The 15,979-nt window shown below is 56.6% G+C and carries 10 protein-coding genes; 4 read left to right on the forward strand and 6 right to left on the reverse strand.

Annotated features, from left to right (window positions below; translation table 11 throughout):
* Positions 1 to 340: 340 nt before the first annotated feature.
* On the reverse strand, positions 341 to 3,343 hold the full coding sequence (locus tag LPJ38_RS34255) for an Ig-like domain-containing protein (protein WP_145637869.1): 3,003 nt from the start codon (positions 3,341 to 3,343) through the stop codon (positions 341 to 343).
* Positions 3,344 to 4,072: 729 nt separating this feature from the next.
* Here LPJ38_RS34255 and LPJ38_RS34260 point away from each other — a divergent pair.
* Both LPJ38_RS34260 and LPJ38_RS34265 read left to right on the forward strand, forming a co-directional pair.
* Positions 4,073 to 5,473 (forward strand): O-antigen ligase family protein, encoded by a 1,401-nt coding sequence (locus LPJ38_RS34260; protein WP_145637871.1) that lies wholly within the window; start codon positions 4,073 to 4,075, stop codon positions 5,471 to 5,473.
* A 395-nt stretch (positions 5,474 to 5,868) separates the two neighbouring features.
* Positions 5,869 to 7,119 (forward strand): cellulase family glycosylhydrolase, encoded by a 1,251-nt coding sequence (locus tag LPJ38_RS34265; protein WP_158644769.1) that lies wholly within the window; start codon positions 5,869 to 5,871, stop codon positions 7,117 to 7,119.
* Positions 7,120 to 7,199: 80 nt separating this feature from the next.
* On the opposite strand, the gene LPJ38_RS34270 is transcribed toward LPJ38_RS34265, so the two are convergent.
* The gene (locus LPJ38_RS34270; protein WP_145637875.1) at positions 7,200 to 8,741 is read right to left on the reverse strand and encodes a polysaccharide biosynthesis protein; all 1,542 of its coding nucleotides are present in this window, start codon (positions 8,739 to 8,741) and stop codon (positions 7,200 to 7,202) included.
* Position 8,742: 1 nt separating this feature from the next.
* On the opposite strand from LPJ38_RS34270, the gene LPJ38_RS34275 reads away from it, so the two are divergent.
* Positions 8,743 to 9,282 (forward strand): hypothetical protein, encoded by a 540-nt coding sequence (locus LPJ38_RS34275; protein ID WP_231088489.1) that lies wholly within the window; start codon positions 8,743 to 8,745, stop codon positions 9,280 to 9,282.
* Here the strand turns inward: LPJ38_RS34275 and LPJ38_RS34280 are convergent.
* The 4 genes from LPJ38_RS34280 to LPJ38_RS34295 all read right to left on the reverse strand — a co-directional run bounded on the left by LPJ38_RS34280 (position 9,275) and on the right by LPJ38_RS34295 (position 14,078).
* Positions 9,275 to 10,270, reverse strand: a complete 996-nt coding sequence (locus LPJ38_RS34280) for a glycosyltransferase family 2 protein (RefSeq protein WP_145637879.1) — start codon at positions 10,268 to 10,270, stop codon at positions 9,275 to 9,277. The genes LPJ38_RS34275 and LPJ38_RS34280 overlap by 8 nt on opposite strands.
* Positions 10,267 to 11,427 carry a glycosyltransferase family 4 protein gene (locus tag LPJ38_RS34285; protein ID WP_145637881.1) on the reverse strand — a complete coding sequence of 387 codons (1,161 nt, stop codon included), beginning with the start codon at positions 11,425 to 11,427 and terminating at the stop codon, positions 10,267 to 10,269. The genes LPJ38_RS34280 and LPJ38_RS34285 overlap by 4 nt, the downstream gene beginning before the upstream one ends.
* Before the next feature lie 94 nt (positions 11,428 to 11,521).
* Positions 11,522 to 12,316, reverse strand: a complete 795-nt coding sequence (locus LPJ38_RS34290; RefSeq protein WP_145637883.1) for a WecB/TagA/CpsF family glycosyltransferase — start codon at positions 12,314 to 12,316, stop codon at positions 11,522 to 11,524.
* Between the two features lie 832 nt (positions 12,317 to 13,148).
* Positions 13,149 to 14,078 carry an ABC transporter substrate-binding protein gene (locus LPJ38_RS34295; RefSeq protein ID WP_145637888.1) on the reverse strand — a complete coding sequence of 310 codons (930 nt, stop codon included), beginning with the start codon at positions 14,076 to 14,078 and terminating at the stop codon, positions 13,149 to 13,151.
* Positions 14,079 to 14,402: 324 nt separating this feature from the next.
* Here LPJ38_RS34295 and LPJ38_RS34300 point away from each other — a divergent pair, with 324 nt between their 5' ends.
* Entirely contained in the window at positions 14,403 to 15,908 is a 1,506-nt protein-coding gene (locus LPJ38_RS34300) for an undecaprenyl-phosphate glucose phosphotransferase (RefSeq protein WP_231088490.1), read from the forward strand.
* Positions 15,909 to 15,979 lie beyond the last annotated feature (71 nt).

Raw genomic sequence — 15,979 nt, forward strand, 5'->3', positions numbered from 1 at the left:
AAGGTAAACTCGAACGGTATCTGTCGGGGATTCTTTCCGCCATTTACCTCGTCGTCCAGACCTGTCAATTGCCAGTGATCCGCACGGCTAGCTCATCCAAGCCGTTCGTGTTCTCCCAGAGTGCAATCGAAGAACCGGCGAAATTGGCTTGGCCTCGATCACCGAGATCGCCATAGCTAAGACAGGGTGGTGCCAAGACGACGGTCACGAGAACTATCCGGCCGAATGGGTTCAAGGGCAAACGGGCGGACTCGAGCTATCGGCCATACAGACGGCCTAAGCTCGCAACTTGTCGATGTGCATCTGGTTTCGATCATCCACGGCTCTCTAACGCGTCCTCCTAAACCAGGTGAAAATCGTAGCGGTGTAAGTCCGCGAGTTGCATTCCCTCGAGAATGATGGAGCCCTCGTGCGCCGTGATGACCACATGGTCGCCGCTTTGCACAGCGTTCGCCATGACTGCGCCGAAATCGCCAAAAGTCGATTGGTCGATTTGGATGACATCGTGGCTTGCACCAAGCGCCTGGAAGTTTCTGATCACGTTGTTTCCAAACTCGCCGTGGAAGACAAAGACATCGTTCTCCGCGGTGCCACTCATTACAGTGAGATCCGATCGTCCGGCGGACGAACTGCTCGGTGTCTGATGCCAATTTCCATCAAAAGATGTGGCGGCATCCGGGGTCGACACCACTGCACCAGTCATTTTCCAGTTCGTATCGAAGGACATGAGAGTAGTGGCGTTGCCCTCCACAGTAGTAATCTGCGCTCCGGTCATGACCCATTTTTCGTCGAAATAGAGGGTCTGCCTCGTCGAGCCATTGATCGTCGATATTTCCGCTCCAATTTGCTGCCACGCGGCATTGAACTGAACAGTCGTGGCGCTATTCGCATTCACCGTCGTCAATTCCGCACCAACTACATGCCAGTCGGCGTCCAAATGTACGGTTTGAGATTGATTGCCACTCACAGTGGTGACATCGGCCTTTGTACGGTGCCAAGCATCGTCGAAATACGTGGTTGTGGTACTTGCTCCATCAGATGTCCAAACCTCAGCGCCGAGCATGGACCCCTTCGAGTCCAGACGGATTGTCTTGGCGGTAGTTCCCTCGAGAGTGACAAGTTCAGTCGACATCGCTTCACCATGGCCATTGACCTGACCGAGCGAAGTGACTGAACCGGACCAAGTTGAGTTCACCGTCAAATCGAACTCCGCAGACAAAGCGCTGTGGTTGCCGGCGGCATCAATCGCTTTGCTGGTAAATGCGTGAACGCCGTCGGCCAGGGTACCGGTAGCAAAACTCCAGGCACCGTTCGCATTCGCGGTCGAAGTCCCGATTTGCTTTGACCCGTCGAACACCTGGACTGTGGCTCCGGCCGCCGCCATTCCCGTCAGTGTGACGTGGTTGGCATTGGTGATACCGTCGCCCGCCACTCCGCTGTCCGGAGAGAACGACGCCACCGTCGGAGCCGAGGGCGCCACGGTGTCCACCGTCACGGTCAGCGCCTTGGACGCTGCGCTGACGTTGCCCGCCGCGTCCACCGCCTTGCTCGTGAAAGCATGGTTGCCATCAACCAGCGTGCTGGTAGCAAAACTCCAGGCGCCGTTCGCATTCGCGGTCGAAGTCCCGATTTGCTTCGCCCCGTCGAACACCTGGATCGTGGCTCCGGCCGCCGCCATTCCCGTCAGCGTGACGTGGTTGGCATTGGTGATCCTGTCGCCCGCCACTCCGCTGTCCGGAGAGAACGAGGCCACAGTCGGAGCCGAGGGCGCCAGGGTGTCCACCGTCACGGTCAGCGCCTTGGACGCCGCACTGACGTTGCCTGCCGCGTCCACCGCCTTGCTCGTGAAAGCATGGTTGCCATCAACCAGCGCGCTGGTGACAAAACTCCAGGCGCCGTTCGCATTCGCGGTCGCGGTCCCGATTTGCTTTGCCCCATCGAACACCTGGACCGTAGCGCCGGCCGCCGCTGTACCCGTCAGCGTGACGTGGTTGACATTGGTGATGCCATCGCCCGCCACTGCGCTGTCCGGCGAGAACGAAGCCACCGTTGGAGCCGAGGGTGCCACTGTATCCACGGTCACGGTCAAAGCCGCGGACGCCGCGCTGACATTGCCCGCTGCGTTCACCGCTTTGCTCGTGAAAGCATGGCTGCCATCGGCCAGCTTGCCGGTGGCGAAACTCCAGTCGCCGCTCGCATTCGCGATCGTAGTCCCGATCTGCTTCGCCCCATCGAACACCTGGACCGTGGCGCCAACGGCCGCCGTTCCCGTCAGCGTGACGTGGTTGACATTGGTGATACCGTCGCCGGCCACCGCGCTGTCCGGCGAGAACGAGGCCACTGTCGGAGCCGAATGCGCGAAAATGGCTTCCATCGTCGCCGCTCCCCATCCCTCCTTCGGATTGATGCTCATGGAATCTGCGACCGGCCACCACGAATTTTTCCCAGAAGGGTCTGCGTAGACGTAGTTCCACACAGTGCTGGACACGCCGGCGGCCTGCAATTGAGTGAGGGCACTGTTCAGGAGTACGGTCCAGTTTGAATCATTACCGGGAACGCCGAGCTCCCCCACAAATCCCTGGTAGTTATTGGCTGCCAGCCAATCCAGAAACGGTTGAAGATCTTCTGCTCCTAAACTCGAGGTCGCCCCTTGCTGCGCGTATGATTGCGCATATTGCCCACTCCCGTTGGCATCGAAATACTGATGTGCCTCGTAGATGATCTTATTGGCGGGATCACTGATGTGGAGGTTTGCGTTGTAGACCAGCCAGTTCTCAGCACTCGCCCATTGGTAACCCTCGACATAAATAGGCGTCTTCATGTCGGCTGTCCGGATAGCATCGACAGCCGCTTGGGCTGCTTCGGGCCAGATCGTCGAGTTCCCCATGTTATAGGGCTCGTTCATGATGTCATATCCGGCCAGACCGGCATGTCCGCTCAATTGCCCAGCCAACAAGCTCCAGAAATCGGCAAATGCCGACACCGGAACCTCGGACGATCCTATCACCGAAGAACCTGCAGCGTTAGGAGCGACAATCCCGTAGTTGGCAGCAGCATCTGCTGCATAGTTAAGGTTGTATCTACCATAGTTATGAAGGTCGATAATGACCTTGATGTCGCGAGCCGCAGCTTCGCTCAGAACGGTCTCCAGGCCTGACAGGTAGGTGGGATCGAGGGGACCGTTCAACGTGGGCTGCATCCTCTCCCAGCTAATCGGCAAACGAATGAGCGAGACGCCTTGGCTCGCAAGATAATCGAGATCCCCAGCCCCTACGAAGGGCATCCATGAATACTCCGCGCCGCTGACGTTCACGCCTACGGTCGCTGCTGAGGTAGTCGTCATACTTGTCCCCCGAGAATCTGCACTAAACAAAACGGCGCTAGAAACGTCGGGACTGATAGCTCACCGCATCATAAGATCTGACATTCGGAAGCACTTGGATTTTAATGAGTTCGCTAACTTCTCGAACCGCAGCAGCCTGAGCGCTCCGCCCCCGCGGTTCGCGCGCGAGTGCGGCGCGATCGCCGAACAATCCGGCAGCCGTTATGAAGGCCTCCAGCTTCCGGAAAGACCTGCGTTCGCCAGGAGAGTAGAGGCAAGTCATTAGCCGGCATATCCACGCCGGAGGACCGACGCAAAAGCGGCTTCCGTCTCGACGGATGCCGAAGCACGGACTAATCGCCATCCACGAACGCCCGGCCAACCGCACATCAACAATCGTCGACCGCGCTCTCGCTGACCAAGTCCGTCGATCTATCGTTGCTCCAGCTGCGCAAGACGGATTCCTCGCTGCCTAGATCGCCCCTCGGGAAAACTGTGGCAGGTTAAGCGTATCCCGATCGTTGCCCCCGGTACGCCCCGGGGTACACAGATTTCCGTGGCCGATTGGGGTCCAATGGGCTATCAATAAGCACGGTTGGCAAGCCGCCTCTCGATATAATGTCCTGCTCATCCCGACGTCCGCGCTCCTTACCCCTCATTGCTTAGGTAGGCGCCTCAAACGGCAGATAGCGTCTGTTTTGAACCGTTCGGTGCCAATGTGTCGGTCGAGGCAATTTGGAGTTACAATACTTGCAGCAATCTCGGCACAAGCAGGAACTGTTTTTCGGTGCCAGCGGACCGTTCAGAGGCTCATTCTCGCTGAGGCTTGCGAACGCTCACGAGATCGGCCGCGCCGTTTTCTTTTTGGGCGGTTTCGTCGTTCTTACGGGCGCATTTACGCTACAAATTGCGGGCGTCGATCCCAGCCTTCCCAGACAATTCAGCGACGGCTCTATGCTGTCGCAGATCATCACGGCGACGATCTACCTCGTGTCGATAATGCTGTTCGCACGGAGCTCGCAACCCTTCGTCACCGTCGTTCGCGCATGCCCGGTCTTTCTGCTCCCGGCAATGGCGTTCGCGTCCGCCCTATGGGCCCCAGATGCGGAGCTGACCATTAGGCGCTCGTTCGCGCTTCTTGGGACAATCCTCTTTGCCTTAGCTCTTGGCTCATCATACACGCTGAAGGACACGATAAGGTTCGTTCTAAGAGCACTTATCCTTGTGATTCTGCTAAGCATGATATGGGCCACTGCGTTTCCAGAAGCTGGCGTACATCAGGCCTCCGACGCGCTTGAGCCCATTCATGCCGGGCGGTGGCGCGGGGTGTTCTCGCACAAGAACAGCCTCGGAGCAGTTGCCGGATTTACCCTCGGCATGCTGGCCCTCTACGGGCGACTAGTCACAAAGTCTCCATTCCTTCGCGCTGCGGCCATTGGTGCCGCAACGATATGCCTTACGTTCGCCGGGTCGGGCACCGGATTTGTCACGGCCCTCAATCTGATCCTGATTGGCATATTGATGCAGTTGGTTATTAAAACACCACTGGACTTAAGATTAGCCGTGCTTTTGCTCTTCACGGCGATCGTCGCGCTCATCTTTTCCTTTGCAGATAGCGCCGTAGCACTGGCCCTGGAGGCGTTAGGAAAATCTCCAGACCTTACAGGGCGAACCCTTTATTGGAACTATGTTCTCTCGTTCATGGGCCAGCATTGGCTTATGGGTTATGGTTACTTTTCCGGCTTTCTGTCGATTGGGGCAACCATCGCATCCATCACAAGCCTGGATCTCGGGAGCACCCACAATGGTTACCTGGACATCATAGTTTCGTTTGGGCTTGTCGGGCTGGTGGTCCTTATTTTCTATCTATGCTGGCTGATCTTCCAGGGGACACGATTATTGTTGGCGTCGAACGCCCCCAGTCTGGAAGCCACCTTCCCCATATGTGTGGTGTTCCATGCCATCCAGCTCAATGTGGTGGAAAGTGGCTTCCTCGCCGCCAACTCGCTCTGGCCTCTTCTAATGGCTTTGGCCGCCACCATGTTGGTTCGAGTGAACAACTATGCTGCAGGCAACGCCCCTCAGTACGGTCGCCATCGGAGGCGCAATCTGGGCCCTGTCAAGGTTCAGGCTGGCAGGATAAGCCGCTGAAGAAAACGCGCCGCACCGGTCGCGTGAGCTGATTGTGGGAGCTCCGCTGCTCGGCACAGTCGATCATCCCATCGAACCCACTCTCGACCACAACCTTTGGCGCGTATTTCGTGATGGTAGCTGCTACTGAAGAAACACGAGCAATCAAGCTTCATGGACAAGTAGAACTCGGAGGCCACGTCAGAACCACCCAAATACTAGGAGCGGCTCGGAATCGCTTATTGAGCACGTATGGTCGCAGATTCTTGCGCCACTGGTTGTACAAGCCCGGCTTACGGCTTCGGAAATGGCCCAACGATGCCTCGAAACGGCTTCCCTCAACCACCGTTGTCGGAGTTGGTATCTACCTCTGGATTTGCGGAACGCTGGGAGCGGCAGGACTGCAGAACAACACGTTGGCCTTCTCCGACAGCGGAAAAACTCTCGTCTGTTTGAACGTTTTTCAGCCTTTTGGCTATGGAAAGTCAATTGGCCCGTCTGGATCAGCGGTCTACACTGCTAGTCCGTTCGAAAATGGCGGCTCTGACACGCAAGTATTGCCGGATTCTAGATTGGAGCTGGCGAAGTCACTGGGCTTCGACTGTCTGCGGATGGTTGTGGACGTCGGAGCGCTAATGTCATCGGCGACCGAGCCTCAGCTTGATGCACTCGTCGAGCAAATACGAATCGGCATCTCACGAAGGATAAGAAGCGGGTTACGGGTAATAGTCGACGTACATCCGTTTCCTGTTGGTACTCATCCAGTCCCCGGCTTTGCGGACGTTGATCTGATTGATGGGCCAGATGGCCCACGCTTTCAACGCTTGATCCATGTTGTCCGCAAACTAGCGCAGGCAGTGCGCGATCATTTTTCGGCCGCTGAAGTCGCGGTTGAGCTCTTCAACGAACCTCCTCCCCCCGAGTCTTTCCGGATTCGACGAGCATGGAATGAGCAGATCGAATATTATTGGAGGCAGATCCGCGTCGTTTTGCCGAGCCACACCTTGATCGTCGCCGGCACAGGATTCGCGGGGCTAGACGGGCTGATCAGCGGCGAGCCCTCGGCCGGAGTTGTCAATCTGAGGCCCGAACAATTTGACGCCAACACGGGCTTTGCGATTCACCCATACGAATCCGCGACGTTCACGCACCAAGGCTTCCCTGGCTTCTTTTCCCATGTACGCGCACTTCCCTTTCCGGCTGGTGACGAGCCAGCGATGAGACGCGCCAAGGAGACGTTCCGAAACACCGTCATCGAGGATCCAAGCCTCTCGCTGCTGGAAAAATTCAAGCTGGTGCTCGGCTTCGTTTATCAGGGCTCCCACAGCTATAGTTTCGATAAGTATTCAACGGAATTCGGCAATGCGGAACTGCTATTGAAACGACTCAACGTAGTGACAGCGTGGGCAGACAAGCATCATCTATCCCGAAGGCAGATAATGAATACAGAGTTCGGCGTGAATCATGATCAGAATGGGTGCTCTGGCAAGGCATCGGCCGTTAGCGCCTTCAATTTCATCCGAGCAGTACGCGACATATCTGACGCGAGCAAACTGGGCTTGATAACTATCCATCAGCTGCAAGGCGACTGCTTCGGGATAGCCTCATCCAGCCCGCCCTACGAGTTCGATCCCGACATAATCGACGCGCTGCGGCTTGGAAGATAGGCAGCAGACCGCCACTATAGGTTCGCAGAGGTTCTTGTTCGCGCAGCTGATCTGTGCGTCGACTGGAGCGGCGGCGATCTTCATCTCGCCAAACGAGCTATTGACCTGGTCAGGACTCGCGGGGACGACGGAACGGCGAGCGCAAGGCACTCCAACTCTTCCTTGCGAAACGGGCGAGCGCCAAGGAGTGAGCCAAAAAAAACAAACAGACTGCTCACAGCCAAGGCCATTTGAAACTCTGGAAATGCTCTACGAACCAACAGAGCTATCACAATCACCACGCTCGCAGACAGACAGACCTGCAGTGAACGAACCGGATCGATCGCCCGCCATCCAACCGAATGGCGATTGTAGTGCATCACGATCGCAATGCGCACCATGCTTTCCAGAATAGGAATCAACAGGATTGCGACCATCCCCCATTTTTCGACTGTGAAATAGAGCGAGGCGGTGCCCAAGATGGATACCGGCCAGAGGACAAGAAACACCACATGCGTGAGCTGAAGACTCGCGACAAGTTCGCCGACGCGGTAGATCGTCTGGAGCAAGAGAACGAACATGATCGCGGGAAACAAATAATAGTACTGCCCGTACTCAGGTCGCGAGATGATCGCGATGAGCTGCTCTCCAGCAAGAACCGTTACGATTGAGAATGACGCAAAGCATATCAACTCGAACTTGAAGATGATGGCCACCAACGCGGCCATGAGATTGGGAGAGGTTGCGAACCTTGCGAATATCGGCTCAAGGCTTGGCAGGACCATCGGGCCGGGAAATGACCGCTGGATCGACACACACAGAGCTTGCGCGAACGAAAAAGCAGAGAACGCGACCACATCGAGCCCCCCCTTTGCCAGTATCCTTATGACGGATGGGCTGGTCATCAACCAACCAAGGTTCGATGCATAGACTGAAAGCGCGAAAACGGGGGCGCCCTGCACCGCGAGATGAGAAGGCTTTTTGTCGCGCTCGATCACGAGACGGGAAATTTGCGATCTGAGCCAAACCATTCTCGCCAATACGAAGACCGACGCCAAAGACGTGGTCATGGCCGATACGACAATGATTGTCACACCAGAGATCTTGTATTCCAAGCCGACCAAGCAAAGAACTGATGCACTTCGGGCGAGGACATCGAGTGTTCCTGCGATTGCTGTTGTGGCGTGCAGGACCCAGCTTTGCGCAAGCATTTCAAGGTCAGTCATAACAGCATAGCCAATGTACCAAATGCAAAAGCTATACAGCGCAAGGGGACTTTCGTCCGGCAGCACACCTCCGCCCCCGTATACTGCCATCAAATACACTAGTGAGACCGCCACGGATATTGAGGTCACTCTCGCTATTGCTGCCTTCCGAAGTAGGATTCTCAGGCTCTCGAAATTTCCGTCGGCCGAATACGCCGGAACGTAGCGCAGCAGGGTGCGATCGATGCCAAGCGAAAAAACCCGCTCCATCGTCAATAGCAATGCGAGGAAAAACGCATAGGTTGCGTAGTCGTTCGGGCTCAAGGTCTTGACGACCAAGATCTGAAACGCGAAGCCCAGCACCAGGTTAGTGAGCTTGAATGAGTAGTGGATCTGAAGTGCGCGGCGGAAGTTTGGTACCGGGCGGGCGATATTCACGATGGCTTTTCCGAAGCTGATCGACGACGCTGGTCGCCACGCGAGCACCAGGATTGTCGGCGGAGGGAGGAACTCACGATGGTCGTCTGGTGGCCGTCGTGAGGGAGAGAGCCCGGACCTTTGTACCGTCGGGAATCCGCACGTCCCCAATGACTGTCGCGTAGCAGCCGAATTCAACATCGTCTCCTACGGACGGCACAGTATCGGAGCCCTCGCCTGCATTGCCGAGTGTGACGCCGTGCCGAAGGATGCACCGCGCACCAATTTTTACATCCGGGTGAATGCAAATGCAAAAGGGGTGAAATATCCGCAATCCCCACCCGATCTCGGTTCGCGCCAAGATGTCAATCTTGAACAGGAAGCAGGTCAGCTTGTAGAAGAGGTTGATAGCGAGATAGAGAATCTTTGTTCGATCAGAGTGAAAAGAATAGCTGGTCAAGCGGAAGATCAAAATGAAGATCTTCACGCGCAAGGAATTATTCGCCCCGATCTCCTTTCTCAATTTGACCCAAAACATTTCTCCGAGCGCCCCGTCAGGTGAATTTTAGAACCTCGATCCGCAACGGTTGGCGCGGAGGAACCCTCTTCCGGAGCAGACCAAAAAGCATGCCTAGCGCGAAGACTTGCCAGCCCAACAGCATGTAGATGCCGTTGGACAGTGACCGCTTGCGGATCGTTAAGATGGTTATGATGAACCCAAGAACCGCCAGTGCACCGAGCACAACCAGCTTGCTCGAAAAATATAGCAACATCCCGCCAAACACGAGCCAGCAAGTCAGCACAGCGATCCAGAGACGGAACTCGCGAAGTGTTCTAGCCACGTGAACGAGATAGTTTCCGTCAAATGAGGCGCGCAGAAGCTCGCCGGTTGCGAAAACATATCCCATTCTCACTCGATGCCAAAGCAGCCGATAGGTGCTCATCGAGTGACCGTAGTGTTCGGCGGCATTCGCATCGAGCCGGACAAGCTTCCACCCCCGCAATCGAAGGCGAACGCCTAGATCGAACTCCTCATACCCATGAAGATTCCGATCCGTCAGATAGCCCAGTTCGTCGATGGCCTTTCGCCGATAAAGTCCTCCTCCCGCCAAGCGATCGACGTCTCCCAACGGACTTAACTGGGCAAGTTTTTGGGCCCTGTTCTGAAACTCCAGGTTCTTCGTCGACATCTCGCTGATGCGTCCTCCCACTCCGGCGACGTCGCTGTGCGCAGTGAGATAGTCAAGCGCCTTCCGCAAGAACGTTGCATCGAGAACCATGTCTCCGTCCATGAGGTAGAGGAACTCGCCTTTCGCATAGAGGTAGCCAGCCTGCGCGCCTGCCCCACAGCGGCGCTCATTCACGTCCCTGATTTCAAGAATCGATATCGGATATTTCGATGCGATTTTGACCGTATTGTCGACTGAAGCGCTGTCCACGAGCAGCACTTCCCCCTGCAAGCCGTTCAAGCCTGCCAAGGCGCTTTCGATTGCAGCTGCAATATGAGCTTCCTCATTGTACGCCTTGATGATCACGCTGACGCTGGTCATGAACGCACTTCACCCAATCCCATGGAGGTACGCGAATTGAATCTCGGTGTCGCTGCCAAATCCGCCCAGATCTCAGCGAGCGTGCTTACGTAAGTCGTGATTTCATATTTTGTTGAATGATCCCTTCGTGCGGCCTCTCCCAACGAGGCGCGCATTGTTGGACTTTCGATCAATTGGTCGATCGCGGCAACGAGCGCTTCAACATCTCCGACCGGAACGAGAATGCCATTCCTTCCCGATTGAACGACTTCCGGGATGGCACCAACGGGAGTTGAAATAACTGGAACTCCGTGGGCAAAGGCCTCGAGGATGACCATCGGCAGATTCTCTGCAAATGTCGGAAGAACGAGGACATCGGTTCTTGAGAGCAATTCGGCGGTGTCGTCCGGCCCGAGCCAGCCGGGCACGGCGACTCGGTCTTTGAGGCCAATTTCAGCAATGCGAGAGCGCGCTTCGTTGACGCCTCCATCCCCCGCGATTGTGGCAACCCAGCCCGGCTTCGAGGAAAGCTGGCTAAGAGCCTCGATCAGTTGAGGCGTCCCCTTGCGTTCGCCGAGTTGTCCCAACGAAGTTATTCGGACGCGCGAGTCCGTCGGCGGCATTCGAACATGCGATGCAGCCCTTGTCGCATTAGGCAGAATGACAATTCTGTCCGCAGCGTCAGGTACTCTGCTCTTGACCGTTTCCGCCCAATAATTGCCCAGCACGATTATCTTTCGGCTATGCCGAAACAGATTGTCGATTGCGGTCGCTAATCTTCGGGGAGCGGCACCCCAGAATTCATCAAACACTGCCCCGTGCAGATGCACGACATAGGGAATTCCCAACATGCGAGCAGCCGCGCCTAATGTCGCCTTGCGATAGCTGCTTCCCCAATCCGACAAATTAATGTGCAACAGATCTATCTTCCCGGTGACACGGCGCAGGATGAGTTTGATCAGCGCAAAGAAGAATACGAACTGGGCTGCGAAAAGTCCGCGTTGACCGCGAGTTACCAGCCGCTCCGCAACGACTGTCGTATCCGACGTGGTACCGAGTGTCTCGAAGATCGCATCGTTCAATCGATCAATACCACCGCGGCCGTTGAGTCCAAGAGGGGTCGCGACAAGGACACGAACTTCGCCTGAGTGCGATCTCTTTTCAGCAGAGAGCTTCATTTTCAACGCCTCTTGGTATCGAACTCGGACATCGCGCTAGTAGGGCCCGGATGGCAGCCGACACGCCTGCTCTTCCATGCCATCTGGTGAAAAGCTATCCAGTTCTCTGTTTGCCCGCCAAAAGCAATTCTCCGAGGGCCTTAACGACAAACATCGGCGCGAGTACAAGATACCTTCGCCAGAGACGACGCGGGTCGCTCATCAGTCGGTGCAGCCACTCAAGTCCGTTATTCCTCATCCAGGCTGGAGCTCTTTTGACCGCTCCAGAATGGAAGTCGAAAGCGGCTCCGACACCGATAAACACTCCGCGGTCTAGCGTCGCCACAGCTTTCGCGATCCAGTACTCTTGTTTAGGACTGGAGATGCCGACCCAAATTACGTCCGGATTGCGTGCGCGAATTTCTTCTATGTCGTCTCGGCACGCCTTGAGCAGGTCAAAATCCGGACCAATATCCAGCATCGGAGGAGAACTGATGCCCGCGACCCTCAACCCCGGATATCTCCGAGTGAGGTTATCAGCCATTCTTTGGGCGACGCCGGGCTTTCCGCCATAGAAGAAGTGACTTTGCCCCGATGACAATGACAACTTGCAGACTTCCTCCACGAGGTCGGCACCCGGCACGCGACCGATCTTGTTTCCATGGCCCTTCATTTGCGCGACCCAGACCAGGGGCGTCCCGTCAGCGACGACAAGATCAGCGGTTTGATGCAGATCGCTGAGTTCCGATTGCCTCAGCGCCAACATGAGACTGGGGACGTCGCGCACGAACACCGAGTAAGCCTTACTGCCGTCGAGCGCCCAAGCTGAAACTTGCCTGGCAGCTTGGACCAAATTTACGAGGCTTACAGGAATGCCAAGTACGTTCGTGCGAATGATGGGGTTTTCCATAAGAGATCGGGGAATGAACCTAGGTTGAAAATGCAGCCCGAGTGATTACCCATTTGTGCAAATGGATATCCGAAGCGCTCCATCGAACGGCTTTGGGATGAAAAGTGCGGGCGGGTAGACGTGCGAAGGCTCGCACCCGGCGAGCTCACTTCTTTAAATCGTAAAACCAAACAAGTTCATTTAGTGTCCCTTGCAAATAAATTGTCTATGTGAATCGTCGAAGAATCACTGCCACAATGTTGCTCGGCGGACGAGCCCTGTCACATTCTAATGTTGTTAATAGTGAACGCGCTCGGACGTGGACGGCGCGAGGTCCGGGAGGGGGGCAAGTTGCTCCAGCACTTAGGTCGCCCAACTCGCGATCTGGATTAGGATCAATAGGCGCGGCGCAGAATGGGATCTCTGGGGGTAGCGCAGACGCGATCCCAGTACCAACCATACGGAGTTTCAACGCGAACCAGAGGGCAATGGCGCGAAGGCACGTACCGATAAGGATAAGGCTGGGCCCAAAAGGTAATTGGCGTTGTCTGGCTCTCACCGATGAGCAAGGCCCGGTTCGTTGGTACTTGCATGGCGCTCGCGCTGCTGGCAGCGAAGCCGGATGCGGCCAACGCCAAAAGTCCTAACCGCGCAAAGGTCCTCAACATTCGAAAAGCTCCCTGCCCCTCAGGTAGTCTGGCGTCAATCACCATCTCTAGCCGGGCAACCCGGACCAGCGATCAACAAGACCGCACCGCAAAAACTTGCGAGACGCTATCAATTCATGGCGCGCCAAGCAACTGATGCAGCTATTGGAACTTGGGTTTGGGGCGATACAGATCGGACCTGTGACTTATTTGACCGCCCGTACCCCGCTCCAGGCCCCCGGGCCGGCAAGGTTGGGCGATCGGCGGTAGACATCCCGCAGGAGCTGGTAGCTAACTGCCTGGGAAATCGGCACGGTCTCCTCCCCTAACTTCGCAAAGATGAGGGCGTCGCGCAGCATTTTCCAGCGACTTTCGTCGTACTCGGCTATGCGGCCGGCCGCTGGCACGATCAGGGCTCGCTGCTGCTGGAGTTCAAGCCTTACGCGGTCGGCGCTAAGCCCTGCCGGATCAAAGCCGACTAGAGCGGGTACGCTACGTGAATAGTCGTCGTAAACGAGCTGCCAGCCCTTGATCAGGCCCTCAAGGACCTGCCCCATGGTAGATGGGCGATCCTGAAGCAAAGCTGAACTGGCAAAATAGACCAATCCGGGCGCGTGAATTCCATAATCCTGAGGTTTGATGACCTTCAGGCGCGCAAAATCAGGATCAGACGGCGTAAACTCGTGACCGACCTCGGCAATGACGGCATCCACGGCGCCGGAGCGCAATGCGTCGAATCCGTTTTGGTAAGGTACTTTCACGATCTGACTGCGCGGAAGGCCAAGCTGGACCATCAGGACATCGAAGAGCACCTCGCCCTCGCTGCCCCTGCGGTAGCCGATGCGCTTGCCGACCAAATCGGCCGGGCTCCGCAGGCCGGAGCTCTCCCAGGTAAAGATCGCCGAAGACGTGTCGAGCCGACTTGCCGCGAAAGCGGTGACCGGAATGCCACGCCAGGCGCCCAGCAGGAACTTCTGGCCGGTGGTGACCCCGATCGCGTGCTCGCGTGCGACCGTAGCGACAAAGTCAGGATCATCCGGCCTGGCGCGGAGCACCACGTTCGGAGGAAAAAATCCTTCCTTGCCCGCGATCATCTCGCCGGCGAATCGAGCTCCGAACAAGCCATCCAGCAGCATCGCCGTTTTCGGGACCGGTTCGCGCCGCGCAGCGACAGGCCAATGTTCGGGTTGCAGCGCTCGGACAAGTGCTCCGATAACAGCTAGCGCGGCGAAAGCGGCCAGCCCGATCAACAGGTACGGGGGCGGGTGCCCGGACCTTTGCCGCGATCGTGTTCGATCCACAGAGATCCCCAGGAAAATGCGTCAGTTATTCAAAACGTGCGGCACGACGGCGACGATGGTAGGGTTACATCTTGCTAATCGTTGTTTTAGTTACAACCTTGCTTAAATTGCGTGTCAATTGCATACTGAATATTTTCCTAAGTTGTGGATTTCATCGCAATGTCAGTTACTTCCTTCCGCTCAAAGCTTTCGGGTTCAATCGCGGACAGCAGCGCAGAAACTCAGATTTCGGAACGCTCCGCAGCTGCTTCGGGCTGGTCAGGTCCAACTTGGCTGCGTCCGGAGATCATCGAGCGGCTCATGACTGCAGGCGACGGGCTTCTGATCGTCACCTGCGGGATACTCTGCGCGGTAACATACCACCTTCTTTCCTGGTCAGCGGTCAGCAAGGCCGATGTCTACGCCGCGGCGAGCTTATTGGTTGCGATCCATTTTAGCCTCATGGTCACAATCCAGCAGGGCTATCGTCTGACCAGCATGACAAACCTGCGGCGGCAATGCCGAATAGTCGCGACGACGTGGACTGGTGTGTTCGCAGCTCTGTTTGCGATCGCCTTCGCGATGAAGGTAAGCGATGAGTTTTCCCGAGGCGCCATTCTATCGTTTTACGTCATTGGCCTTACAACGTTGCTCGTCTGGAAGACGATCGCCTCACGATGGATCACACTTGCGTTGCGCCAGGGGGCGTTTGCCAACAGTCGAATCGTCGTCATTGCCGAGATGGGTCTTCCGGACTCGTCCGCCGCAATGGTGGAGCTCTGCCAACACTACCGTGTGATGCGCACGCTGGAGGTTGGTGCCAACCTGCTGACCTCACCGCTTTTGATGTCGCGGGTGGGCCCTTGCATCGACGAGTTGATCGTCTACGCGCGGAAGAATCAGGTCGAGCACGTATTCCTGCTGATGAGCTGGGGTCACCAGCACGCAATCGACCGCGTCTTGGACGCGCTAAAGATACTACCCGTTCCTGTACATCTGGTCCCTGATGCGAACGTCTCGCGCTTTTTGAGCTCACCTCTGATCAGCGCAGGCAGCACATGGACCGCCGAGCTCAGACGCGCGCCCTTGAGCTGGAAAGAGCGGGCCATCAAACGCACGCTTGATCTCGTAGGCGCCTCGTTTGCCTTGATCATCTTTGCCCCCGTGATGTTGCTCGCGGCTATCATGGTCAAGGCGAGCTCGCGCGGGCCAGTGCTCTTCCGCCAAACGCGCAACGGCTTCAACGGAAGCGCCTTTCGGATCTTCAAATTTCGTACCATGCGCGTTCAAGAGGACGGCCCGACGATCGTGCAGGCGAGCAAGAGCGACCCGCGAGTGACCAGCATCGGCAGATGGCTGCGCAAGACCTCGATCGACGAACTACCTCAGATCTTCAACGTATTGCTCGGAGATATGTCGCTGGTCGGCCCCCGCCCCCACGCCGCCGCTCACAATCTTGAGTACGAGCAGATCATCAGCCAATACGCCTTTCGCCATCACGTGAAGCCGGGCATCACAGGTTGGGCGCAAGTGAATGGTTACCGTGGAGAGACAAGCGCGCTCGAATTGATGGAGAAACGGGTGGAGCATGATCTCTGGTACATCAACAACTGGAGCTTACCGCTCGACCTCTTCATTCTGCTGCGGACCATCGTTGTCACGTTCGGACGACCCTCGGCCTACTGAGGCCGACTTCACAATGTGGGGCCGGTGCAGCCTCGATCTTGGCTGGCGCGTGCAGGACCTGAACTGTCATT

Origin of the sequence: Bradyrhizobium daqingense, from assembly GCF_021044685.1 — a bacterium.
GTDB lineage: Bacteria > Pseudomonadota > Alphaproteobacteria > Rhizobiales > Xanthobacteraceae > Bradyrhizobium > Bradyrhizobium daqingense.